Origin of the sequence: Salinicoccus hispanicus (genome assembly GCF_009831115.1) — a bacterium.
Taxonomy (GTDB): Bacteria; Bacillota; Bacilli; order Staphylococcales; family Salinicoccaceae; genus Salinicoccus; species Salinicoccus hispanicus.
The window spans coordinates 367,884-393,489 of sequence record NZ_WUUK01000003.1 but is presented as its reverse complement, the minus strand read 5'-3'; the positions used below and the strand labels follow the sequence as shown (position 1 = coordinate 393,489).

Sequence of the window (25,606 nt, the reverse complement as noted above, 5' to 3'; positions counted from 1 at the left end):
GGTGGAAGGATAACCGTCTACTGATCAGAATTGCGCTCTGTGTCCAGATTGATATTTCATGAGTGCAGCATATGCTGCAAGCAGAGTGGAACCGTGCATTATGCGCCTCTGTCCTAAATGGACAGGGGCCTTTTTAGATTAGAAGGGAGGAACCGGGGAATGCTGAGCAGAATGAAAGAGGATATCGACATGGTGCTGGAAATGGACCCGGCAGCCAAAAACCGTATGGAAGTGCTTGTCACCTCCTCGGGGCTCCACGCCATCTGGTCACATCTGATCGCACATAAATTATATAAAAGGAACTTCACGACAAGTGCACGCATCATCTCCCAGCTGACACGTTTCCTGACTGGCATTGAAATTCACCCTGGAGCCCGGATAGGACGCCGGCTGTTCATCGATCACGGCATGGGTACCGTCATAGGGGAGACATGCCGTATCGGCAACAATGTAACCATCTATCAAGGTGTAACGCTTGGCGGGACAGGCAAAGAAGAACAGAAGCGGCACCCCGACATCGACGATAACGTACTTATCGCTGCCGGCGCCAAGGTGCTGGGCAATATCCGTATTCACGAAAACTCGAAAATCGGTGCAAATTCTGTTGTCCTGAAGGATATCCCGCGGGATTCGACCGTTGTCGGCATTCCGGGGTACGTAGTCAAACAGGCGGGAGAAAAAGTGAAAAATGCAAGAGACTTGAACCATGCCGATCTGCCAGATCCGATTCTGGACATGATAATGGGCTTGGAAGATGAAATCAAAGACTTCAGACACGAAGTCAGGAACGAGGTAGAAAATGGTTCTCATATTTAACTCTTTGACACGGCAGAAGGAAACATTCGAACCCATCGAAGCAGGCAGGGTCAGAATGTATGTATGTGGTCCGACAGTGTACAACTATATCCATATCGGCAATGCACGTCCGGCAATCGCCTTCGATACTATAAGGAGATATTTGGAGTATAAAGGCTATGAAGTAGATTATGTGTCCAATTTCACAGATGTGGATGACAAGCTCATCAAAGCTTCAATTGAACTGAAAGAGGAAGTACCGGTGATTGCAGATCGCTTCATCGATGCATTTTTTGAAGATACAGGGGCACTGAATGTCAAAAGGGCGACCCACCACCCCCGCGTCATGGACCATATGGATGACATCATTGAATTCATCCAGGTGCTCGTCGACAAAGGGCATGCCTATGAGTCGGATGGTGATGTCTATTTCAAAACGCGCTCCTTTGATGAATATGGCAAGCTTTCCCACCAGTCTGTTGATGACCTGAAAGTGGGCGCAAGAATTGAAACAGGTGAAAAGAAGCAGGATCCACTCGACTTCGTCCTGTGGAAGCAGGCGAAACCCGAGGAAATCAAATGGTCTTCCCCTTGGGGCGAAGGCCGTCCAGGATGGCACATCGAGTGCAGTGTCATGGCACGCCGACACCTCGGGGATACCATCGATATTCATGCCGGTGGGCAGGACCTGACCTTCCCCCACCATGAAAATGAAATCGCTCAGAGCGAGTGCATGACGGACAGTACATTTGCAAACTACTGGATGCATAACGGCTACATCAACATCGATAATGAAAAGATGTCGAAATCCCTCGGCAACTTCATTCTCGTCCACGATATCATCAAGGAGATCAACCCGAATGTACTGCGTTTCTTCATGATCAGCGTCCACTACCGCAATCCGATCAACTACAACCGGGAGCTTGTGGAAGCGGCTGAGAGCGGGCTGCGACGCATACAATCAAGCTATCTCCAGGCCAAGGAGCGTCTTGGCACTGCTGTCGGCAACGGCAGCGATGAAGTGCTCGACCAGATCATTGCTGACAACCTCGAACTGTTCGAGTCGCACATGGACGATGATTTCAATACGGCCAATGCAATAACGGCGTGGCATGACCTGACAACGGAACTGAATAAATACCTGCGCCGCACGACGACATCTGCAGATGTGCTGAACCGCTTCATCCAGGCGTTCCGAGTCTACAGTGAGGTTCTCGGTGTTGAACTCGATGAGGCGGAAATGCTGCTTGATGAAGAGATTGAAGCACTGATAGAGGAACGCAACGAAGCGAGGAAAAACCGCAACTTTGCGCGTGCTGACCAGATCCGTGACGATCTGAAGGACCAGGGCATCATCCTCGAGGATACGAAGGAAGGCGTACGCTTCAGACGTGGCTGATCATCGACCGGATACCATGCAGCCGCTGTCTCTCGCCTTTGTCGGGGATGCCGTCTATTCCGTATATGTGCGCACCCATCTCCTGATTGAAAAACCCTACTTGAAGCCGGACGCCATCCATCGTGAAGCCAACATGCTGGTGAATGCCAGCGCGCAGGCTGGGGCGCTTGATTATTTGCGCAAGAATGAATTGACGGAGGAAGAGTGGGATATCGCAAGAAAAGCAAGAAACAAGTCGAGTGCCACAAGAGCGAAGAATGCTTCGATAAAAGACTATAGAAATGCCTCCGGACTGGAGGCGCTGATCGGCCATCTTCACATTTTGGGCGATCGTGCACGGATCGATGAACTGATGGAGATTATTTTAGAAATAGGGAGGGATAATGATGAGTGATTCAGTAATTGCAGGCCGCCATGCGGTACGTGAGGCACTGCAGAGTGGTGCCGACATCAACAAGGTGCTCATCCAGGATTCGGTCAACAAGGGCCAGGTCAAGGAAATCATGGATGTCGCAAGAAATAATAAGGTGGTTGTCCAGACGGTCCCGAAGTCCAAGCTGGATGGATTGACTGATGAACGGCACCAGGGTGTCATCGCCCTTGGGAGCCCCCATGAGTATATGCCGTTTGAAACATTGATGGCGCGCGTTGATGGCAAGCAGGCGAACCTGGTCATTCTTGATGGTCTGGAAGATCCCCACAACTTGGGTTCCATATTGAGAACATGCGACGCCACCGGATTTGACGGTGTCATCATACCGAACCGGCGGTCGGTACAGCTTACAGATACTGTCGCAAGAACATCGACCGGTGCCATAGAACATGTGCCGGTCGTACGGGTGACCAACATCAACCAGACAATCGATAGACTGAAGGAAAAAGGATTCTGGGTTGCCGGCAGCGATGGTGCTGGGAAAATGGACTACAGGGAGATGGCAGCAGACGTCAATACAGTGCTTGTTGTAGGCAGTGAAGGAAACGGCATCAGCAAAAAAACACTGGAGAAGTGTGACTTTGTCGTGCGTATTCCGATGGTCGGACATATTACGAGCCTCAATGCCTCGGTTTCAGCGGCGCTTCTGATGTATGAAGTATTCCGCAAGCAGAATGACATTGGGCGTGGATGACATGCAGCGAAAAAAGAGGCGCATACTGATTGTGGATGGCTATAACCTGATTGGCGCGAACCAGGAACTGTATAAAGAATCTTCGCAATCGCTCGAGATACCGAGGGAAAAGGTACTTGGTGCGCTCGCCGAGTACCAGTCCGTCGCAAACTATGAAATCATATGTGTCTTTGATGCCTATGAAGTCCGTTCGCAGGAGAGCCTGCTTGATTTTCATGGAGTGACAGTGGTCTATACAAAAGAGAAGGAGACAGCCGATGAGTACATCGAACGTTTTGTCCACGACCACTATCATCCACATCTGTGTGAGATTAGTGTAGTAACCAGCGACCTGACGGAGCAGAACGCCATTTTTGCGCTTGGCGCCTACCGGATATCCTCGAGAGAGATGTGGATGAATCTGGCGGAAGCTGAAAAAAATATCAGTAGAAAGATAGATTCGATTAATGAGAAAACGCCCAGGCAGAAATTGAACATCGGTGAAGATGTCCAGGCAGAACTTGAAAAATGGCGACGAGGACGATTCTAGCGTATTGAACTTGATTCCATTCCCTCTTATTATTTCTATAGAGGGGATAGGGGGAATGGGGATGTACCAGATTGCCGAGTTTCATTTTATAGTCAGAGAAAATGTCGACGATACGCTTGATGCACTGGCAGGCAGAGTACGTGACGGTGATATCAGCGCCTTCGATCAGATCGATGTGGAACTGAGACCGCAGATCAGCCGTATGAGCTACCGGTATATGGACCATTTCCATGAACGGGAAGATATGGAACAGGATATGATGGAGGCGGCACTCAGACTGTGCTACCGCTATCAGGACGGACGTGGCAGATACCGGCATTATCTGTTTCGCACACTGCGCTTTGAAATGAAGTCGCGCATGCGGATGCATGGTCTGAAATATTATAACGAAGGCATACCGGTCGAGGATATACGACTGCAGGAACCGGTGGATGCGGACGAGAAGGATGGCAACCCGATCAATATGATTGTCAGGGAGGAGCAGCTCCAGTATCTGATGCACAAGAAAGGTGTATGCTCGCCGCTTGAGCGGAGGGTGCTGGAACACCTTGGCAAGGGGCACGGTGTCGATGATGTATGCACGGAATTTGCACTGGAAAGGAAAAGTGTCGTCAACACGCTCCATCGTATCAGACGTAAAAGAGAGCGCCTGGTACTTGCGGACTGGGCCGAGGATGCATTTGACAACGTCGATTGAAATCGTTATAGTAAATTAGAATTGAAATGAGGATTTTATGATGGAAGTGGCATTGATATGCACCGAATGCGGGTCGCGCAACTACACGACGGATACCGAGCATAAGGAAAGGCTCGTTCTCAGAAAGTACTGTAAGACGTGCAGCCGGCATACGACTCATAAGAGTTCCATCTGATACAGGAGGAAGCAACCGATGGCAAACAATAAAAATTTCCTGCAGAATGTCGTCAGCGAAATGAAAAAAGTAAGCTGGCCGACTGGTCAGGAAACAGTACGCTATACAACCGTCGTCATGCTCACAGTGATATTCTTTCTGGCGTTCTTCTATGCGCTGGACCTGGGTATCTCCGCTATCATAGACTTAATGTAACTAAAGGAGAGATACTATGTCTGGAGAAAAGAACTGGTATGCTGTGCACACCTATTCCGGATATGAAAATAAAGTAAAAGCGAATCTCGAGGCCCGCCTTGAATCCATGAATATGCAGGATCAGATCTTCCGTGTCATCATTCCTGAAGATGAGGAGACGACAGTGAAGGACGGCAAGCGCAAGACGTCCATGAAAAAGACGTTTCCGGGCTACGTGCTTGTAGAACTGGTCATGACGGATGAATCATGGTACATCGTGCGAAACACGCCTGGCGTAACCGGCTTCGTCGGTTCACAGGGTGCAGGCAGCAAGCCGAATCCGCTATTGCCGGAAGAAGTCAAGTTCATTCTGAAATCCATGGGCATGACAGAACGTACAGTGGATTTCGAAGTCGAGGTTGGAGAATCGGTCAACATCATCGATGGACCTTTCAAAAACCAGACTGGAGAAATCCGTTCAATCGACGCAGAGCACTACAAGCTTACAGTACTCGTAGAGATGTTCGGTCGCGAAACTCCAGTTGAAGTGGAGTTCGACCAGATCGAGAAATTGTAATAAGTGTCTTGTGTTTCTCGCGGAATAATGGTATATTATCATGGTCGAATTTTTGTTCGATCATCTTTTTTATGATGCGAGTGGGAGGATGAAAACTGACATCCTATGACCACATCACGATAACGAGGAGGTGCACATCGTGGCTAAAAAAGTAATCAACGTAGTAAAATTGCAGATTCCTGCAGGTAAAGCGAACCCGGCTCCACCGGTAGGTCCGGCACTAGGACAGGCGGGCGTAAACATCATGGGATTCTGTAAAGAATTCAATGCACGTACACAGGAAGACGCAGGTCTCATCATTCCGGTTGAAATTTCCGTATTCGAGGACCGTTCTTTCACATTCGTTACGAAGACTCCACCAGCAGCAGTTCTTCTTAAGAAAGCTGCCAATGTTGAAAAGGGTTCAGGCGAACCTAATAAGAACAAAGTGGCAACAGTAACTGAAGCGCAAGTACGTGAAATTGCTGAAACTAAAATGGAAGACCTTAATGCAGCAGACGTGGAAGCGGCTATGCGTATGGTCGCAGGTACAGCAAGAAGCATGGGCTTCTCTGTAGAGAACTAATTTGAATTGACCATAAGATTAAAGTATTAATACAAACGTGGGAGGATAACCCGCTATAACCACAAGGAGGAATAGTAATGGCTAAGAGAAGTAAAAAGTATCAGGCTGCTCTTGAGAAGTTTGATCAAAATGCATCTTACAGTATAGATGAAGCAGTCAAACTTGCTAAAGAAACAAGCACTGTAAACTTCGACGCTTCTGTAGAAGTAGCTTTCCGTCTGGGTATTGATACGCGTAAAAACGATCAGCAGATCCGTGGAGCAATCGTTCTGCCGCACGGTACTGGCAAGTCACAACGTGTATTGGTATTCGCCAAAGGCGATAAGGCAAAAGAAGCAGAAGCAGCAGGTGCAGACTACGTAGGCGAACAGGACTACATCCAGAAGATCAATGGCGGATGGTTCGATTTCGATGTCATCGTAGCAACACCGGACATGATGGGCGAGGTCGGTAAACTCGGCCGTGTGCTTGGACCAAAAGGTCTGATGCCAAACCCTAAAACAGGTACAGTGACTATGGATGTTACTAAAGCAGTTGAAGAAATCAAAGCAGGTAAAGTTGAATACCGTGCAGAAAAATCTGGTATTGTGCATGCAGCAATCGGTAAAGTTTCCTTCGATGAAGCGAAACTCGCTGATAACTTCAGAGCGCTCTCCGATGCGCTCACAAAAGCGAAACCAGCTTCTTCCAAAGGTGTCTACTTCAAATCTGTAGCAGTGACTTCAACTATGGGACCTGGCGTCAAAGTCGACCCTGGTGAAATCAGGATCTAACAGAAGCAAAGTAAATGTTGACAACTGCATCTATAGTCTGTATAGTTGCAGTTGTATTTTAATATTCCCGAAGACAGTAGGAGCACTATGTGCTTAAAACATGATCCTGCCGAGGCAAATGATGACGACTTGAATTCATATTAAAACATTCAAGCACTTTTTGCCGTGGGTAAAAGGTGTTTTTTTAATGCACCGGATACACAAAAATTATGGAGGTGTAACTATGTCAAATGTGATTGAAGCTAAAAAGCAGCACGTAGATGTGATTTCTGACCAGCTTAAGAACTCTGTATCTACAGTACTTGTAGACTACCGTGGACTTTCTGTAGCAGAAATGACTGAACTGCGTAAGCAGCTTCGTGATGCGGGCATCGAGTTCAAAGTCTACAAGAACACGATGGTACGCCGTGCAGCTGAGCAGGCTGAACTTAGCGAAATCAATGAGTTCCTTACAGGCCCGAACGCGCTTGCATTTTCTAACGAAGATGTGATTGCACCTGCAAAGATCATCAACGAATTTGCTAAGACACATGAAGCTTTGGAAGTCAAAGCCGGTATCATCGAAGGAGCGTTCACATCAGCTGAAGATGTAAAAGCGATCGCAACGCTTCCGAACAAGGATGGACTTGTTTCCATGCTACTATCAGTACTTCAGGCTCCAGTACGCAACTTCGCCTATGCAGTTAAAGCAATCGGTGAAGAGAAAGAAAACGAAGAAGCCTAAACCAAACTAAAAAATGGAGGAATTATAATGTCTCACGAACAAATCATTGAAGCAATTAAAGAAATGTCCGTACTCGAACTTAACGACCTTGTTAAAGCAATTGAAGAAGAATTCGGCGTAACAGCTGCAGCACCGGTAGCAGCAGCAGGCGCTGGCGCTGGCGAAGCAGCTGCTGAAGAGCAGACTGAATTCGACGTTGAACTTACAGCAGCTGGATCTTCCAAAATCAAAGTCATCAAAGTTGTTCGCGAAGCAACTGGCCTTGGTCTTAAAGACGCTAAAGAAGTTGTCGACGGCGCACCTAAAGTCGTTAAAGAAGGACTTTCCAAAGAAGATGCTGAAGAACTTAAATCCCAACTTGAAGAAGTTGGCGCTAGCGTAGAACTTAAATAATTTTTGTGTAGGTACTTTGAGGCTCATGTTAAACATCCATTGTTTAAATGAGCCTCTTTATTATCTTATGCAATTGTCTTTACATAGGAGTGGTGTCCATGAGCCATTATTTTACTGGAAACAATGCGGAGCACAAATTCAAGGAAATCGAGTTCCGCTATAATGACAAGGTCTATCGCTTCAAGACGGACCGGGGCGTCTTCTCTAAAGATCGCATCGACTATGGATCCGCGGTTCTGATTGATGCTGTTGCCAAAGATCGGAGTGCAGATGAAGATGATACCTTCATAGATATGGGTGCAGGCTATGGACCGGTCGGTACTGTTCTTGCAGATGTACTGGAGGCAAGCCCTCTGATGGTTGAGGTCAATTCTGATGCGCTCGTATTGTGCGAAGAAAATGCCAGGCGCAACGGTGTTGCAGCCAAGGCTATGGATCGTGTGCAATATGATGCACGCCCTGCGGGGGCAGTATCCTTCTACGTGACGAATCCACCGTTCCGCGCAGGCAAGCCTGTAGTCATTGAAATGATTGAAGATGGGTACGGCCAGCTTGCAGGAGGTGGTGCGTTCTATATGGTGGTCCAGAAGAAGCAGGGCATGGCATCATATAGAAAAGAAATCGAATCAAGGTTCGGCAATGTCGAGACCGTTGTGAAGGATAAAGGCTACTACGTCCTGAAGGGCATTAAGGCACAGTGATAAAGTTTGACTTGACAAATGTATTATGGTATAGTTATAGAATGTAAAAATATAATGTCAATCAGTATGCGCTTTTTGAGCCGCAATTGACAGGAGCTTATTAAATATTGTTAATAAATAGAAAATGGAGTTGGTTTCGATTCCGTTTTCTTTTTGTCTTATTAACTGTTTAACTGCTTCGGTGAATGTTTTACGTAATTTTTATTAGGGGTGAATCTGTCGATGAGTCAACTGATTCAATATGGAAGACACGCTAAACGCAGAAGCTATGCACGTATCGAAGAGAAATTGGATCTGCCGAATCTGATCGAAATCCAGACAAAATCCTATGACTGGTTCCTTGAAACAGGTCTTATTGAAATGTTCAAGGACATTTCACCTGTAGAGGACTTTACAGGGAACATGTCACTGGAATTTGTAGACTACAAGCTTGGTGAACCCAAGTACGATGAGGATGAAGCAAAGAACCATGATGCCACATATTCTGCACCATTGCGTGTAAAAGTACGTCTTGTCATCAAAGAGACGGGTGAAGTCAAGGAACAGGAAGTGTTCATGGGCGATTTCCCACTTATGACTGATACAGGTACTTTCATCATCAATGGCGCAGAGCGCGTAATCGTCTCACAGCTTGTCAGAAGTCCATCTGTATACTACTCAGAAAAAACGGACAAGAATGGTAAGGCGAGCTTTGGTGCAACGGTAATACCAAACCGTGGTGCATGGCTTGAATACGAAATCGATGCTAAAGATATTGTATATGTAAGAATTGATCGTACGCGTAAGCTTCCAATGACAATACTGCTTAGAGCGCTCGGATTTTCTACAGACCAGGAGATTCTCAATCTTCTTGGTGATAATGAATATATCAGAAATACACTTGAAAAAGATACGACAGAAACAGTGGATCAGGCACTCCTAGAAATATACGAACGACTTCGCCCAGGTGAACCACCGACAGTTGAGAATGCCAGAAACCTTCTCTACTCAAGGTTCTTTGATCCGAAGCGTTATGACCTTGCGAGTGTTGGACGCTATAAAATGAATAAAAAATTACATCTTAAAAATCGCCTGTTCAACCAAGTCCTTGCTGAACCTATTGTAGACAAGGAAACAGGTGAAATCGTAGCTGAAGCAGGTACGACAATCGACCGCCGCACACTGGATGGCATAATTGACGTACTTGAAGCAGAAGCGAATCTTGAAACATTCCACCTTGAAAATGGCCTGCTCGACGAACCAATCGAAGTCCAGTCCATCAAAGTAGAAGCGCCGAACCAGGAAGAAGGCGTTACTACGATCATCGGCAATGCATTTCCGGATGTTGAAGTGAAGTCGATCACGCCATCAGATATCATTGCATCCATGAGCTATTTCTTCAACCTGCTCCATGGTGTGGGTGATACTGATGATATCGACCACCTGGGTAACCGTCGTCTGCGTTCTGTCGGCGAACTGCTGCAGAACCAGTTCAGAATCGGACTTTCCCGTATGGAGCGTGTGGTCAGGGAACGTATGTCCATCCAGGACACGGAATCCATCACACCACAGCAATTGATCAATATCCGCCCGGTAATTGCTTCGATCAAAGAGTTCTTCGGCAGTTCCCAGCTGTCACAGTTCATGGACCAGACGAACCCACTTGCGGAACTGACGCACAAAAGACGTCTGTCTGCACTTGGGCCCGGTGGTCTGACACGTGAACGTGCAGGCATGGAAGTGCGGGATGTGCACTATTCCCACTACGGACGCATGTGTCCGATTGAAACGCCTGAGGGGCCGAACATCGGTCTGATCAACTCACTGTCCAGCTATGCGAGAGTGAACGAATTCGGATTCATCGAGACACCATATAGAAGAGTCGACCCGGAAACAAACCGTGTAACGGGACAGATCGACTACCTGACGGCTGATGAAGAAGACAGCTACGTTGTGGCACAGGCCAATGCGCTTCTTGAAGAGGACGGTTCATTCACCAGAGAAGAAATCGTCTGCCGCTTCCGTGGTAACAACACGAAAATGGCCAGAGAACGCATGGACTACATGGATGTTTCGCCGAAGCAGGTTGTATCTGCTGCGACAGCATGTATCCCGTTCCTTGAAAATGATGACTCCAACCGTGCGCTTATGGGTGCGAACATGCAGCGTCAGGCAGTGCCGCTTCTGATTCCGCAATCTCCACATATCGGTACAGGTATGGAGCACGTCGCTGCACGCGACTCCGGTGCAGCAGTTGTTGCGCGCTACAAAGGCCGCGTTGAACACGTGGAAGCTAAAGAAATCCATATCCGCCGTATCGTGGAGGAGAATGGAAAAGAGATTGAAACGGAGAAGGATGTCTACAAACTGTCCAAATTCATCCGTTCAAACTCAGGTACATGCTACAACCAGAAACCGATCATCGCCAAAGGCGACATCGTATCAAAAGGTGAAATCCTCGGTGATGGTCCTTCCATGGATAATGGTGAAATGGCTCTCGGACAGAACGTTGTCGTCGGATTCATGACATGGGACGGCTACAACTATGAGGATGCCGTCATCATGAGTGAACGTCTCGTGAAAGATGACGTCTACACGTCCATCCACATCGAAGAATACGAGTCCGAATCCAGAGACACGAAACTCGGGCCAGAAGAAATCACAAGAGATATCCCGAACGTATCCGATAATGCACTCAAGAAACTTGATGAGCGCGGTATTGTCCACATTGGTGCTGAAGTCAAGGATGGTGACATTCTTGTCGGTAAAGTGACGCCTAAGGGTGTAACTGAACTGACCGCTGAAGAACGCCTGCTGCATGCCATCTTCGGGGAAAAAGCCCGTGAAGTGCGCGATACATCACTTCGTGTACCACATGGTGCCGGCGGTATCGTCCTTGATGTCAAAGTCTTCAATCGTGAAGATGGCGACGAACTGTCTCCAGGTGTCAACCAGCTTGTGCGTGTCTACATCGTTCAGAAACGTAAGATCAGTGTAGGGGACAAGATGTGTGGACGTCACGGTAACAAAGGTGTTATTTCCAGAATCCTTCCGGAAGAAGATATGCCTTACATGCCGGATGGCACACCAATCGACATCATGCTCAACCCGCTTGGCGTACCTTCCCGTATGAACATCGGTCAGGTGCTCGAGCTTCACCTTGGTATGGCAGCCCGTGCGATGGGTCTGAAAATGGCTTCACCGGTATTTGATGGCGCCAACGAGGAAGATGTATGGGATACAATGTCAGAAGCCGGTCTTGCCCGTGATGGTAAGACAGTGCTCTATGATGGCCGTACAGGCGAACCGTTCGAGAACCGTATTTCCGTCGGTGTCATGTATATGCTGAAACTTGCACACATGGTTGATGACAAACTTCACGCAAGAAGTACTGGACCATATTCCCTTGTTACACAACAGCCGCTCGGTGGTAAAGCACAGTTCGGTGGTCAGCGTTTCGGGGAGATGGAAGTATGGGCGCTGGAAGCATACGGTGCTGCCTATACCTTGCAGGAAATCCTGACAGTCAAGTCGGATGATACTGTCGGTCGTGTGAAGACATACGAAGCAATCGTAAAAGGTGAGAATGTCCCTAAACCTGGAGTACCTGAATCATTCCGCGTACTGATGAAGGAACTTCAGAGTCTTGGCCTCGATGTCAACATCCTCGATGAGAACGACGAAGAAATAGAGATGCGTGATACTGAAGAGGATGATGTATCCAATCAGATGAATCTAAGCGGGAAAACAAGCGCTGCAACTGAAGATGTTACTGAATGATGATTGAGCTTGATAAAACTTTAGGGAGGAAAGCTCATTGATAGATGTAAATAGATTTGAATATATGAAAATAGGTCTGGCTTCATCGGAAAAAATCCGTTCATGGTCTTTCGGGGAAGTCAAAAAGCCCGAAACAATCAACTACAGAACACTGAAACCTGAAAGGGATGGACTGTTCTGTGAGAAGATTTTCGGTCCGACCAAGGACTGGGAATGCAGTTGTGGAAAATACAAGCGTGTCAGATACAAAGGCATGGTCTGTGACCGTTGTGGCGTTGAAGTGACGCGTGCAAAAGTAAGACGTGAGAGAATGGGGCACATCGAACTTGCTGCTCCTGTCTCCCACATCTGGTACTTCAAGGGCATCCCATCCAGAATGGGACTGCTTCTTGACATGTCACCACGTTCACTTGAAGAAGTCATCTACTTTGCGTCCTACGTTGTAATCAAGCCAGGTTCCACAGGACTTGAGCAGAAGCAGCTCATGACCGAACGTGAGTACAGAGAGTACTACGACAAGCATGGCAATACTTTTACAGCCAAGATGGGTGCTGAAGCGATCAAGGAACTTCTTATGGATGTCAATCTTGAATCCGAGCTCGAACTGCTCAGGAAAGAACTTGAAACAGCGACTGGCCAGCGTCTGACCCGAGCGATCAAACGACTGGAAGTTGTCGAGTCGTTCCGTAGTTCCGGCAATGACCCGTCATGGATGGTCCTTGATGTACTGCCGATCATCCCGCCGGAAATCCGTCCGATGGTTCAGCTTGATGGTGGACGTTTCGCCACGAGTGACCTGAACGATCTGTATCGTCGTGTAATCAACCGTAACAACCGTCTGAAGCGTCTGCTTGACCTTGGGGCTCCCGGCATCATCGTACAGAATGAGAAACGCATGCTGCAGGAAGCAGTGGATGCATTGATCGACAATGGTCGCCGAGGCCGCCCGGTAACGGGACCCGGCAACCGTCCGCTCAAATCCCTCTCCCATATGCTCAAAGGGAAACAGGGTCGTTTCCGTCAGAACCTTCTCGGTAAGCGTGTCGACTATTCCGGACGTTCCGTAATCGTTGTTGGACCAAGTCTGAAGATGTATCAATGTGGCCTTCCTAAGGAAATGGCACTTGAACTCTTCAAGCCTTTCGTCATGAAAGAACTTGTCGCGCGTGAAATGGCGACAAACATCAAGAATGCCAAAGGTAAGATTGAACGCATGGAAGATGACGTATGGGATGTGCTTGAAGATGTAATCAAAGAGCATCCGGTACTTCTGAACCGTGCACCAACGCTCCACCGTCTGGGTATCCAGGCGTTCGAGGCGACACTTGTCGAAGGGCGTGCCATCCGTCTGCACCCGCTGGTAACAACAGCATATAATGCCGACTTTGATGGTGACCAGATGGCGGTCCACGTACCGCTTTCCAAAGAAGCACAGGCGGAAGCACGCATGCTGATGCTTGCTGCTCAGAATATCCTTAACCCTAAGGATGGCAAGCCGGTCGTTACACCATCACAGGATATGGTACTCGGTAACTACTACCTGACACTCGAAAGAGAGTTCACAAAACGTGAAGGACATATCTTCAAAGACGCGAATGAAGTCGTAATGGCCTATCAGAACGGTTATGTACAGCTGCATACACGGATTGGTCTGCACACGAATTCACTCGAATCAGCGAAGTTCCCTGAAGCGCATAAAGGTAAGATTCTGATGACGACGACAGGCAAGGTCATCTTCAATGAAATCATGCCGCCATCCTTCCCTTATCTCAACGAACCGACAAGGGAAAACCTTGAATTCCAGATACCGGATCGCTACTTCGTATCAGTCGAAGAGCTCGGTGAAGGCGGTCTTGCTGAGAAGCTGAAAGATGAGCCGATCGTCCAGCCTTTCAATAAGAAGTTCCTGGGTCAGATCATCGCTGAAGTCTTCAACAAGTTCCACATCACTGAGACATCAGTCATGCTTGACCGCATGAAGGATCTCGGCTTCAAGTATTCTTCCAAAGCCGGAATTACAGTAGGTGTATCCGATATCGTCGTCCTGCCGGATAAGCAGCAGATCATCGACGAAACGGAAGGAAAAGTCGAGAAGGTCCAGAAGCAGTTTTCACGTGGTCTGATTACTGAAGCGGAACGCTATGGTGCAGTCATCGAACTTTGGACAAGAGCTAAGGATGTCATCCAGGATCGCCTGATGGCTTCCCTTCACCGTCTCAATCCGATCTTCATGATGAGTGACTCCGGAGCCCGTGGTAATGCCTCCAACTTTACACAGCTGGCAGGTATGCGTGGACTCATGGCCAACCCATCCGGACAGATCATCGAACTGCCGATCAAATCCAGTTTCCGTGAAGGACTGACAGTACTCGAGTACTTCATCTCCACGCACGGTGCCCGTAAAGGTCTTGCCGATACGGCACTCAAGACGGCCGACTCCGGTTATCTTACGAGAAGGCTGGTTGACGTGGCACAGGATGTCATCGTCCGCGAAGAGGATTGTGGAACAGACAAAGGACTTCTTGTCCGTGCATTGACAGAAGGATCGGAACTCATCGAACCGTTCATCGATCGTCTGGAAGGACGTTATTCCAAAGAGACGGTAAGACACCCGGAAACAAAAGAGATCCTTGTGAAATCAAACGAGCTCATCACGCCGGAACTGGCGAAAGAGATTGTAAGCAGTGGTCTTGAGGAAATGTACATCCGTTCTGCATTTACTTGTAATGCGCGTCATGGCGTATGTGAACGGTGCTACGGTAAAAACCTTGCAACAGGTGAAAAAGTCGAAGTGGGCGAAGCAGTCGGTACAATCGCTGCCCAGTCCATCGGTGAACCAGGTACACAGCTTACAATGCGTACCTTCCACACAGGTGGGGTTGCCGGAAGTGATATCACACAAGGTCTGCCACGTATCCAGGAGCTCTTTGAAGCGCGTAACCCGAAAGGTCAGGCGATGATCTCTGAAATCCGCGGAGCAGTTACGGATATCGAAGTCGTCAAAGATCGTCAGCAGGAGATCAAGATCAAGGGTGAGCAGGAGACGAAGACATACACAGCGCCGGCAACAGCGCGTGTGCTTGTGGAAATCGGAGATCAGGTTGGTCCTGGTGAGATCCTCACAGAAGGTTCCATTGAACCGAAAGAACTTCTCGGAATTGCTGGTCTGAACCATACTCAGGAATACCTTCTGAAAGAAGTACAGAAGGTATACCGTATGCAGGGTGTTGAAATCGACGATAAGCACGTCGAGGTCATGGTAAGACAGATGCTCAGAAAAGTAAGGATCATCGACGCTGGGGACACATCCCTGCTTCCAGGTTCACTTGTGGATATCCATGCATTTACAGATGCAAACAAGGAAATCTTCAAGAAGCGCAAGAGACCGGCAACAGCCAAGCCTGTTCTGCTCGGTATCACGAAAGCATCACTCGAAACAGAAAGCTTCCTTTCTGCAGCCAGCTTCCAGGAAACAACAAGAGTACTTACGGATGCTGCAATCAAAGGTAAGCGTGACGAGCTCCTCGGACTTAAGGAGAACGTCATCATCGGCAAGCTGATTCCAGCCGGAACAGGCATGCCGAAATACCGCGATGTTGAAATCGATGTAGACAAAAGCAATCAGGCAGTAGAAAAAGAAGAAGTTCTGATTGAAGATTAATACCAAGGTCCTCTCATGCGGGAGGACCTGTTTTTTTAGTGTATATTGTTGACATCACCATGGGCAGATGCTATTATTATTAAGGTTACTCTATATGGGGTCGATGAGATCAGTATGGAGACAAAATGTTGAAATGTAAGATTTAGTTCTTACACATTTTTTATACCCTAAAAATGAACCACCTGGATGTGTGGGATTAATGAAGAGAGGAGGAATACCATGCCAACGATTAATCAGCTAGTTAGAAAACCTCGTCAAACTAAAGCAAAAAAATCAGGCTCACCAGCATTGAACAGAGGCTTCAACAGCCTTAAAAAGCGTATGACGGATGAGAGCGCGCCTCAAAAACGCGGTGTATGTACACGTGTCGGAACAATGACACCTAAGAAACCGAACTCCGCCCTACGTAAATATGCACGTGTGAGACTTTCCAATACTATCGAAGTAAACGCATATATCCCTGGAATTGGACACAATCTTCAGGAGCACAGTGTTGTACTTATCCGTGGTGGACGTGTAAAAGACCTTCCTGGTGTACGTTATCACATCGTACGTGGTGCGCTTGATACTTCTGGTGTCAACGACCGTAAGCAAGGCCGTTCACTCTATGGTACAAAACGCCCTAAGAAAAAATAATCCATCCATGAGGATTGGATAACAAACTTTTGAAAGGAGGATGACTATATGCCACGTAAAGGACCAGTTGCTAAAAGAGACGTATTGCCAGATCCGATTCACAATTCCAAACTTGTGACTAAGCTTATCAACAAAATGATGGTGGATGGAAAACGCGGTACATCCCAAAGAATTCTCTATTCAGCATTCAACCTTGTACAGGAACGTTCCGGCAGAGATGCAATCGAAGTTTTTGATGAAGCAATCGAGAACATCATGCCAGTACTTGAAGTTAAAGCGCGTCGTGTTGGTGGTTCAAACTACCAGGTACCAGTAGAAGTACGCCCAGATCGTCGTACAACTCTTGGACTTCGTTGGCTCGTGAACTACGCACGTCTGCGTGGGGAAAAGACAATGGAAGAGCGCCTAGCGAATGAAATTCTTGACGCTGCCAACAATACAGGCGGAGCTGTCAAGAAACGTGAAGACACACACAAGATGGCTGAAGCAAACAGAGCATTCGCTCACTACCGCTGGTAGTAGGCGGGGCTCAAGCCGCTCAGCATAATTTCATCCCATTCCTGGAAGGAGAAAAGGATACTAATGGCAAGAGAATTCTCTTTAGAAAAAACTCGTAATATCGGTATCATGGCTCACATCGATGCCGGTAAGACGACGACGACTGAACGTATTCTTTATTACACAGGCCGTATTCACAAGATTGGTGAAACTCACGAAGGTGCATCTCAGATGGACTGGATGGAGCAGGAACAAGAACGTGGGATTACGATTACATCTGCTGCGACAACAGCGCAGTGGGAAGGTCACCGCGTAAACATCATCGATACACCTGGACACGTAGACTTCACTGTTGAAGTTGAACGTTCCCTTCGTGTACTTGATGGTGCAGTAGCTGTGCTTGATGCACAGTCCGGTGTTGAGCCTCAGACAGAAACTGTCTGGAGACAGGCAACAACTTACGGTGTTCCCCGTATCGTATTCGTCAATAAGATGGATAAGATCGGTGCTGATTTTGATTACTCTGTAAGCACAATCAAAGAACGTCTACAAGCGAATGCACACCCTATCCAGTATCCAATCGGTGCGGAAGATAACTTCACAGGCATCATTGATCTGGTAGAGAACAAAGCGTTCCATTATAACAATGACCTCGGTACTGAAATCAATGAGATTGAAATTCCTGCCGAATATCAGGATAAAGTTGATTCCCTAAGAGAAGGTCTGATCGAAGGACTCGCAGATGTAAATGAAGACATCATGGAAAAATACCTTGGTGGAGAAGAGATTTCAGTTGCAGAACTGAAAGCGGCTATCCGTCAGGCAACATGTGATGTTGAATTCTACCCGGTACTCTGTGGTACAGCCTTCAAAAATAAAGGTGTCCAGCTGCTTCTGAATGCAGCAATCGACTATCTTCCATCCCCACTTGATGTTAAACCTATCGTTGGACACAAGAAGGACGATGAAGATGAGGAAATCATTGCTAAACCAGATGATTCCGAGCCGTTTGCAGCACTTGCGTTCAAAGTAATGAGTGACCCATTCGTAGGTAAACTTACTTTCTTCCGTGTGTATTCCGGTACACTGAATGCAGGTTCATATATCAGAAACACTACGAAAGACAAGCGTGAGCGTGTCGGACGTATTCTGCAGATGCACGCGAACTCCCGTGAGGAGATTTCAACTGTATACGCAGGAGATATTGCCGCAGCGGTAGGACTTAAGGATACTGGAACCGGAGATACACTATGTGACGAAAAGAATCAGGTTATTCTTGAGTCCATGGAATTCCCTGAACCTGTTATCCACCTGTCTGTAGAACCTAAATCCAAGGCTGACCAGGACAAAATGTCCAACGCACTTGTCAAGCTTCAGGAAGAGGATCCTACATTCACAGCGCACACTGATAACGAAACTGGACAGGTCATCATCGGTGGTATGGGTGAGCTTCACCTCGATATCCTCGTCGACCGTATGAAACGTGAATTCAAAGTTGAATGTAACGTAGGTGCACCAATGGTATCCTACCGTGAGACATTCAAGAAACAGGCTTCTGTTCAAGGTAAATTCACGCGTCAATCCGGTGGTCGTGGTCAATACGGTGACGTTCACGTTGAATTCATCCCTAATGATGTCGGTGGCGGTTTCGAGTTTGAAAATGCTGTCGTTGGTGGTGTTGTACCACGTGAATATATCCCATCCGTTGAAGCGGGTATCAGAGACGCTATGGAAAATGGTGTACTTGCCGGCTATCCAATGGTAGACGTCAAAGCGAAACTCTTTGATGGCTCATACCACGATGTCGACTCCTCGGAGATGGCCTTTAAAGTCGCTGCATCACTGGCACTTAAAGAAGCTGCGAAAGTCTGTGAACCAATCATCCTTGAGCCGCTCATGAAGGTTGAAATCGTTATGCCTGAAGAGTACATGGGTGATATCATGGGTGACGTTACAAGCCGTCGTGGCCGCGTTGAAGGCATGGCTGCACGTGGTAACGCTCAGATTGTCAATGCATTCGTACCACTTTCAGAGATGTTCGGTTATGCGACCAACCTGCGTTCAAACACGCAAGGTCGTGGAACTTACACAATGACTTTCAGTCACTATGAAGAAGTTCCTAAATCAATCTCTGAAGAAATCATCAAGAAAAATAAAGGCTCATAATCAGCACTACTTGATTTTTAAGCCCGAATCATTTATAAGTGATTTAGAAACACCTCGAGCGGGGTAAGCCCGCTTCGAGTTTGAATAAAAATAAAATTTCTTTTTTAAGGAGAGGTATACGAAATGGCAAAAGCAAAATTCGACCGTTCCAAAACGCATGCCAATATTGGTACAATCGGTCACGTCGACCACGGTAAAACAACTCTGACAGCTGCTATCGCAACTGTTCTTTCTAAAAGAGGATCTGGCGAAGCTCAAAGCTACGACATGATCGACAACGCTCCAGAGGAAAAAGAACGTGGAATCACGATCAATACTTCCCACATCGAGTATGAAACTGAAAAGCGTCACTATGCGCACGTTGACTGCCCAGGACACGCTGACTATGTTAAAAACATGATCACTGGTGCTGCTCAAATGGACGGCGGTATCCTCGTTGTTTCTGCAGCAGATGGCCCAATGCCACAAACTCGTGAGCACATCCTGCTCTCTAAAAACGTTGGCGTACCTGCACTTGTTGTATTCCTCAACAAAGTTGACATGGTAGACGACGAAGAACTTCTTGAACTCGTTGAAATGGAAGTTCGTGAACTTCTTTCCGAGTATGACTTCCCTGGCGACGACATCCCTGTAATCGCTGGTTCTGCCCTCAAAGCACTTGAAGGCGACGAAGCATACGAAGATAAAATCGTTGAACTCATGGAAGCTGTGGACACTTATATCCCAACTCCAGAGCGCGATTCAGACAAGCCATTCATGATGCCAGTTGAGGACGTGTTCTCTATCACTGGTCGTGGTACAGTTGCTACAGGTCGTGTTGACCGTGGACAAATCAAAGTCGGTGCTGAAGTTGAAATCATCGGTCTTGCTGAAGAATCCACTAAAACAACTGTTACAGGTGTTGAAATGTTCCGTAAGCTTCTTGACTATGCTGAAGCTGGCGACAACATCGGTGCACTTCTCCGTGGTGTAGCGCGTGAAGATATCCAACGTGGTCAAGTACTTGCTGCGCCTGGATCCATCACTCCACACACACAATTCAAAGCAGAAGTTTATGTACTTTCAAAAGAAGAGGGTGGACGTCACACTCCATTCTTCGGTAACTACCGTCCACAGTTCTACTTCCGTACTACGGATGTAACTGGCGTAGTAAACCTTCCAGAAGGTACTGAAATGGTTATGCCTGGCGACAACGTTGAAATGACAGTTGAACTCATTTCTCCAATCGCTATCGAAGATGGTACACGTTTCTCCATCCGTGAAGGTGGACGTACTGTTGGATCAGGTGTTGTAACTAACATCATCAAATAATTCATTGATTATTGAGAGAGGAGCCGCAAGGCTCCTTTTTTTTGTATATGAATAAGGCTGTTCTCCTTAAGGAGAACAGCCTTATTTTAATTATTGAATCCGAGAATGATTTTGACGAGTGATTCGACGCCTGCTTTCATTCCTTGCTCGTCAATGTCGAACATCGGATGATGGTGCGGGTAATCGGCACCTATACCACTGTTTTTGACTCCAGTGTAGAAGTAGGCTCCTGGCGTGTTTTGCAAAAAGTATGAAAAATCTTCACCACCCATGGAAGGTGAGTTCTCTTCGCGCTTCTCTACATAATCAGCACCTTCCAGAACATTGAGTACATGATTCAGCTGATCATTATCATTGATCAATGCAGGGTAGCCGTCCGTGTAGTTCAGATTGCAGTTGACGCCAAAACTGGATTCGATGCCATGTGCGATTTCTTCCATACGTTTCCGGACGGACTCTTTGATATCTTTATCAAATGTTCTGACTGTACCGCTGACGACAGTCTTACTCGGTATGATGTTGAATGAAGAGCCGCCATTGAAAGTGGCTACTGTTACAACTGCGGACTTCAGAGGATCGATTGTTCTCGATACGATGCTCTGCAGCTGCTGGATCAGCGAGGCGGCAGCAACGATAGGATCGATGGCTTCATGCGGCTCGGCACCATGGCCACCGCGCCCTTCCACTTCGATTGAAAATGCATCAGGGCTCGCCCAGGCATGATCATACGTATATGCCAGTGTACCTACGGGGAACTGGCTCGATACGTGTGTACCGAAGACATGATCGACATCATCCAGTGCCCCGTCCTCGACCATGGATCTTGCGCCCCCTGGGAGCAGTTCTTCTGCATGCTGGTGAATGAAAACAACATTGACGGGCAATTCTTCCTTATGAGCTGCCAGTATTCGTGCTGCAGTAATCAGCATGGCCGTGTGGGCGTCATGCCCACAAGCATGCATCGCGCCTGCCACAGTCGATTTGTATGGTACATCCTTTTCATCCTGTATCGGCAGCGCATCGAAATCGGCACGCAGACCAATCGTCTTGAAGCTGTCATCAACCTGCAGGCGGGCAACAATACCATTGCCGCCGACATCACGCCTGATCTCGAAGCCGAGATCTTTGATCTGGTCGTATATGTACTGCTTCGTATTTTCTTCCTGGAATGATACTTCGGGATGCATATGCATATGTCTGCGGATATTCACCATATCCTCATAATGCTGTTCTATTTCATTGGTCAGATCCATCATTGTCCATTCTCCTTCTCGAAATAATTGAATACGGACTTTACCATGACGGATACTGCGTTGGTGAGTCCTTTTTCGTCAATATCGAACTTGGCGTGGTGATGCGGATAATCCGCCTTGAAGCTGGCGTTTCTTGTACCGGTATAGTAGAAGGTGCCGGGAACACGCTGCAGGTAATAGGAAAAATCTTCTCCTCCAAGATCTGGTGCCAGTTCCTGCACTTCACTTACAGTGCTGATTTCCTTTGCTGCTGCCAGTACAAGATCCGTCTTGTCGGTATCGTTCACTACCGGCGGATAACCTTTCATATAATCAAGGTCATACGAGATGCCTGTGGTTGTCACAAGTCCCTCGAGACATTTCTGCAGCTCGCTGATCATGACATTCTGTGTTTCGGCATTGAACGTGCGTATTGTTCCACCGACTTCGACTTCATCCGGGATGATATTATGCTGGTGTCCGCCATTGAACATCGTGATGGACAGAACCACAGGTTCCATCGGTTTCGATTTGCGTGTGACGATGTACTGAAGCTGATTGCAGAAAGTGATGGCCGCGGCAACCGGGTCAATGGTCGCATGCGGCTTCGATGCATGACCCCCCCGTCCGCGTATCTTGATGGTGAAGTCATCCGGCATACCCGTTGCAGTACCGTATTTGTAGCCGATGGTACCTACATCAAGGTTGCTTGAAATATGCTGGCCGAAAATGGCATCGACATTCTCAAGACAGCCATCTGCAATCATCTGTATGGCACCACCCGGATCAACTTCTTCTGCATGCTGGTGGATAAAGACGACATTTCCCTGGAGCTGGTCTTTATTTTCCGACAGAATTCGCGCCACCGTCAGCAGTACAGCAGTATGTGCATCATGGCCGCAGGCGTGCATGACGCCGGGGACGGTGGATCTGTACGGGACGTCCTTCTGATCCTGGATCGGCAGTGCATCAAAGTCGGCACGCAGGGCGACTGTAGGCAGCTCGGGATCAATCGTAAGACGACCGACAACACCGCGGCCGCCGACACCTTCCTGGACTTCCAGTCCAAGCTCTCTTAAATATTCGGCAATATATGCAGGCGTCTGGACTTCCTGGAAGGAGAGTTCAGGATACATATGGAAATGCCGGCGCAGCCGTACCATTTCGTTGTAGTGGGTGCGCGACAGCTGTTCTACGACTGATGTTTCCATTCAATCACCTTCTCGATCTCCAGAATTTTCATGAACATTGCGAGGCCGCTTGCCATGGCATCTTCATCCATATCGAATCTTGGATGATGGTGGACATAGTCGCTCAGCTTGTCGGCATTGCCGGAGCCGGTAAAGAAGAAGGCGCCCGGACGTTCGTTGATGTAGTAGGAAAAGTCTTCGCCGATCATCAGTGGCTTCGCTTCTTCAAAATCAAGGCCGATCTCCCCGGCAGCCTGACGGATGACATCTGCCTCGGTTTCATGATTGATGACCGCAGGGTATCCGAAATCGTATTGCACTTCGGCTGTCGCACCGCGTTTTTCTGCAGTGAGTGCTGCTTCCTTCTGGAAGATGTCCCTGATCTTTTCCTTGACCTTGAAATCGAATGTCCGTACTGTTCCGACGAGTTCAGCTGTATCCGGGATGACGTTGAAGGCATCGCCGGAGCTGACCTTGCCGACAGTGACGACGGCATTGTCGAGAGGGGAGACCTGTCTTGCGACGACAGTCTGCAGATTGGTGATGAGTTCAGCTGCAATGACAATGGGATCTACCGCATTATGCGGATGCGCGGCATGCCCCCCTGTGCCCTGGATCCTGATCTTGAACATATCAGGGCTTGAAATGACAGGGCCTGTCTTCGTTTTGATCTGGTGAGTCGGATACTGGCTCCAGTAGTGCTGTCCATATACTTTATCGATGCCTTCAAGTACACCGTCTTCAACCATGGAGATGGCACCTCCCGGCTGGACTTCCTCTGCAAACTGGAAAATGAATGAAATGCTCCCATTAAGATGGTTTCGGTTTTTATGAACAAGATCAAGCAGTGCGAGCAGCGTACTTGTATGCGCATCATGTCCACACGCATGCATGACACCATCCACTGTCGATCTGTAGGGTACATCCTTCTCATCCTGTATAGGCAGAGCATCGAAATCTGAACGTATGGCAATATGCGGATGGGGGTCACTGCCGATTGTCGCAAGCAGTCCACCGCCGCCGACGCCTTCTCTGACAGTCACGTCCGAGTATTGCTTCAGGCGCTCCAATATGTAGTTATAGGTTTCTTTTTCATGAAATGAAACTTCAGGGTGCATATGCAGATACCGTCTGTCCTGTACCATGTCCGGCATGACGGTCTTCACGATGTCATCTATTGTCATGTATTTCGCCTCCATAAATTATATTACATAATTTTATCAAATTTTCGTACTTTTTGAAACATATTAAAACTCACGTTTTCAATTCTATGTCGCGTTGCACTTATGATATGATAAAAGAAAGAGGAGGAGATTGAGAATGTCTAAAATTTTGGATGAATATCTTGCATCGAATCTGCAGGAATTGAAAGAAAATGGTCTTTATAATGAAATCAATGTGGTGGAAGGTGCCAACGGCCCTGAAATCACAATTGAAGGGGAAAGACTGGTCAATCTGTCTTCCAACAACTACCTTGGTCTTGCGACGAACGAGACACTTAAGAAGGTGGCCAAGGAAGCAATCGATTCCCATGGTGTCGGCGCAGGTGCTGTGCGTACAATCAACGGCACACTCGATCTGCATGTGGAACTGGAGGAGACGCTCGCTGAATTCAAGGGGACGGAAGCAGCAGTCGCATTCCAGTCCGGCTTCAACTGCAACATGGCGGCCATACAGGCGGTCATGGGCAAGGAAGATGCCATTCTGTCTGATGAATTGAACCACGCTTCAATCATTGATGGCTGCAAGCTATCACGCGCAAAAATCATCCGGGTCAATCATTCGGATATGGCCGATCTGAGACAGAAGGCCAAGGAAGCGGTCGAATCCGGCCAGTATAGAAAGGTCATGTATATCACCGATGGTGTATTCTCAATGGACGGCGATGTGGCACTGCTGCCTGAAATCGTCGATATAGCCAAGGAATTCGATCTCATCACCTATGTGGATGATGCACATGGTTCCGGCGTCATGGGTAAAGGTGCAGGTACAGTGAAGCACTTTGGCCTTGAGAAGGATGTCGATATCCAGATGGGTACGCTGTCGAAGGCCATTGGTGTTGTCGGCGGCTACATTGCGGGATCCCAGGATCTCATCGACTATCTGAAAGTGGCAGCACGCCCATTCCTATTCTCCACTTCCCTGACACCTGGGGACACGCGGGCGATCACCGAAGCGGTGCGCATGCTGATGGCATCCGCCGAACTGCATGACCAGCTTTGGGAGAATGGCAACTACCTGAAAGACGGATTGAGAAAACTCGGATTTGAGATCGGCAATTCAGAAACGCCGATTACACCATGCATCATCGGTGATGAAAAGACGACACAGGAATTTTCAAAACGTCTGATGCAGGAGGGCGTATATGCCAAATCCATCGTCTTCCCGACGGTTCCAAAAGGTACCGGCCGAGTGAGGAATATGCCGACAGCTGCACATACGAAGGAAATGCTCGACCGGGCATTGGAAGCGTATGAAAAAGTCGGTAAGGAACTCGATGTAATCTCATAATCTAAGGAGTACA

24 protein-coding genes and 1 other annotated feature are annotated in these 25,606 nt (G+C 47.8%); of the genes, 21 read left to right on the top strand and 3 right to left on the bottom strand.

Features of this window, described 5'->3' with window-relative positions:
• The first annotated feature begins 159 nt into the window (after positions 1 to 159).
• The 20 genes from cysE (at position 160) to tuf (ending at position 20,660) form a co-directional block, all read left to right on the top strand.
• Positions 160 to 816 carry a serine O-acetyltransferase gene (gene cysE / locus GQ671_RS09310; protein ID WP_160656059.1) on the top strand — a complete coding sequence of 219 codons (657 nt, stop codon included), beginning with the start codon at positions 160 to 162 and terminating at the stop codon, positions 814 to 816.
• The gene (gene cysS, locus GQ671_RS09305; protein WP_160656057.1) at positions 800 to 2,194 is read left to right on the top strand and encodes a cysteine--tRNA ligase; all 1,395 of its coding nucleotides are present in this window, start codon (positions 800 to 802) and stop codon (positions 2,192 to 2,194) included. The genes cysE and cysS overlap by 17 nt, the downstream gene beginning before the upstream one ends.
• Positions 2,187 to 2,588, top strand: coding sequence for a Mini-ribonuclease 3 (locus tag GQ671_RS09300; protein ID WP_322789469.1), 402 nt, complete (start codon positions 2,187 to 2,189; stop codon positions 2,586 to 2,588). The genes cysS and GQ671_RS09300 overlap by 8 nt, the downstream gene beginning before the upstream one ends.
• A complete protein-coding gene (gene rlmB, locus GQ671_RS09295) occupies positions 2,581 to 3,321 on the top strand; it encodes a 23S rRNA (guanosine(2251)-2'-O)-methyltransferase RlmB (protein WP_160656054.1) in 741 nt (246 codons plus the stop codon). Before GQ671_RS09300 ends, rlmB begins: the two co-directional genes overlap by 8 nt.
• A 1-nt stretch (position 3,322) precedes the next feature.
• A complete protein-coding gene (locus tag GQ671_RS09290) occupies positions 3,323 to 3,850 on the top strand; it encodes an NYN domain-containing protein (RefSeq protein WP_160656051.1) in 528 nt (175 codons plus the stop codon).
• Between the two features lie 61 nt (positions 3,851 to 3,911).
• On the top strand, positions 3,912 to 4,547 hold the full coding sequence (locus tag GQ671_RS09285) for an RNA polymerase sigma factor (RefSeq protein WP_160656048.1): 636 nt from the start codon (positions 3,912 to 3,914) through the stop codon (positions 4,545 to 4,547).
• Positions 4,548 to 4,587: 40 nt separating this feature from the next.
• Positions 4,588 to 4,722: a 50S ribosomal protein L33 gene (gene rpmG / locus GQ671_RS09280; protein ID WP_380645346.1), complete on the top strand. Its 135-nt coding sequence runs from the start codon at positions 4,588 to 4,590 to the stop codon at positions 4,720 to 4,722.
• Positions 4,723 to 4,740: 18 nt separating this feature from the next.
• Positions 4,741 to 4,917, top strand: a complete 177-nt coding sequence (gene secE / locus GQ671_RS09275) for a preprotein translocase subunit SecE (protein WP_017549978.1) — start codon at positions 4,741 to 4,743, stop codon at positions 4,915 to 4,917.
• A 16-nt stretch (positions 4,918 to 4,933) separates the two neighbouring features.
• A complete protein-coding gene (gene nusG, locus GQ671_RS09270) occupies positions 4,934 to 5,473 on the top strand; it encodes a transcription termination/antitermination protein NusG (protein WP_160656040.1) in 540 nt (179 codons plus the stop codon).
• Between the two features lie 139 nt (positions 5,474 to 5,612).
• Positions 5,613 to 6,038 carry a 50S ribosomal protein L11 gene (gene rplK, locus GQ671_RS09265; RefSeq protein ID WP_160656037.1) on the top strand — a complete coding sequence of 142 codons (426 nt, stop codon included), beginning with the start codon at positions 5,613 to 5,615 and terminating at the stop codon, positions 6,036 to 6,038.
• A gap of 77 nt (positions 6,039 to 6,115) precedes the next feature.
• A complete protein-coding gene (rplA, locus tag GQ671_RS09260; RefSeq protein WP_160656034.1) occupies positions 6,116 to 6,811 on the top strand; it encodes a 50S ribosomal protein L1 in 696 nt (231 codons plus the stop codon).
• 49 nt (positions 6,812 to 6,860) lie between these two features.
• Positions 6,861 to 7,006, top strand: a sequence feature (ribosomal protein L10 leader region).
• 28 nt (positions 7,007 to 7,034) lie between these two features.
• Complete coding sequence (gene rplJ, locus GQ671_RS09255; RefSeq protein ID WP_160656031.1) at positions 7,035 to 7,535, top strand: 50S ribosomal protein L10; 501 nt, start codon at positions 7,035 to 7,037, stop codon at positions 7,533 to 7,535.
• Positions 7,536 to 7,559: 24 nt separating this feature from the next.
• On the top strand, positions 7,560 to 7,928 hold the full coding sequence (gene rplL, locus GQ671_RS09250) for a 50S ribosomal protein L7/L12 (protein WP_160656377.1): 369 nt from the start codon (positions 7,560 to 7,562) through the stop codon (positions 7,926 to 7,928).
• Positions 7,929 to 8,026: 98 nt separating this feature from the next.
• Positions 8,027 to 8,629, top strand: coding sequence for a class I SAM-dependent methyltransferase (locus GQ671_RS09245; RefSeq protein ID WP_160656028.1), 603 nt, complete (start codon positions 8,027 to 8,029; stop codon positions 8,627 to 8,629).
• A gap of 222 nt (positions 8,630 to 8,851) precedes the next feature.
• Entirely contained in the window at positions 8,852 to 12,388 is a 3,537-nt protein-coding gene (rpoB, locus tag GQ671_RS09240; protein ID WP_160656025.1) for a DNA-directed RNA polymerase subunit beta, read from the top strand.
• Between the two features lie 37 nt (positions 12,389 to 12,425).
• Positions 12,426 to 16,049 (top strand): DNA-directed RNA polymerase subunit beta', encoded by a 3,624-nt coding sequence (rpoC, locus tag GQ671_RS09235; RefSeq protein ID WP_160656022.1) that lies wholly within the window; start codon positions 12,426 to 12,428, stop codon positions 16,047 to 16,049.
• Between the two features lie 219 nt (positions 16,050 to 16,268).
• Positions 16,269 to 16,685, top strand: a complete 417-nt coding sequence (rpsL, locus tag GQ671_RS09230; RefSeq protein ID WP_160656019.1) for a 30S ribosomal protein S12 — start codon at positions 16,269 to 16,271, stop codon at positions 16,683 to 16,685.
• 48 nt (positions 16,686 to 16,733) lie between these two features.
• Complete coding sequence (gene rpsG, locus GQ671_RS09225) at positions 16,734 to 17,204, top strand: 30S ribosomal protein S7 (RefSeq protein ID WP_160656016.1); 471 nt, start codon at positions 16,734 to 16,736, stop codon at positions 17,202 to 17,204.
• Positions 17,205 to 17,267: 63 nt separating this feature from the next.
• On the top strand, positions 17,268 to 19,349 hold the full coding sequence (fusA, locus tag GQ671_RS09220) for an elongation factor G (protein ID WP_160656013.1): 2,082 nt from the start codon (positions 17,268 to 17,270) through the stop codon (positions 19,347 to 19,349).
• 123 nt (positions 19,350 to 19,472) lie between these two features.
• A complete protein-coding gene (tuf, locus tag GQ671_RS09215; RefSeq protein WP_160656010.1) occupies positions 19,473 to 20,660 on the top strand; it encodes an elongation factor Tu in 1,188 nt (395 codons plus the stop codon).
• A gap of 86 nt (positions 20,661 to 20,746) precedes the next feature.
• Here tuf and GQ671_RS09210 read toward each other — a convergent pair whose 3' ends face one another.
• Genes GQ671_RS09210 through GQ671_RS09200 form a run of 3 tightly spaced genes read right to left on the bottom strand, consistent with a single transcriptional unit; the run spans position 20,747 to position 24,266 of the window.
• Positions 20,747 to 21,916 carry a M20 metallopeptidase family protein gene (locus GQ671_RS09210; RefSeq protein WP_160656008.1) on the bottom strand — a complete coding sequence of 390 codons (1,170 nt, stop codon included), beginning with the start codon at positions 21,914 to 21,916 and terminating at the stop codon, positions 20,747 to 20,749.
• Positions 21,913 to 23,103 (bottom strand): amidohydrolase, encoded by a 1,191-nt coding sequence (locus GQ671_RS09205; protein WP_160656004.1) that lies wholly within the window; start codon positions 23,101 to 23,103, stop codon positions 21,913 to 21,915. The genes GQ671_RS09210 and GQ671_RS09205 overlap by 4 nt, the downstream gene beginning before the upstream one ends.
• Positions 23,085 to 24,266, bottom strand: coding sequence for an amidohydrolase (locus GQ671_RS09200; protein WP_160656001.1), 1,182 nt, complete (start codon positions 24,264 to 24,266; stop codon positions 23,085 to 23,087). Before GQ671_RS09200 ends, GQ671_RS09205 begins: the two co-directional genes overlap by 19 nt.
• A gap of 136 nt (positions 24,267 to 24,402) precedes the next feature.
• Here GQ671_RS09200 and GQ671_RS09195 point away from each other — a divergent pair, with 136 nt between their 5' ends.
• Positions 24,403 to 25,593: a glycine C-acetyltransferase gene (locus tag GQ671_RS09195; RefSeq protein ID WP_160655998.1), complete on the top strand. Its 1,191-nt coding sequence runs from the start codon at positions 24,403 to 24,405 to the stop codon at positions 25,591 to 25,593.
• Positions 25,594 to 25,606 lie beyond the last annotated feature (13 nt).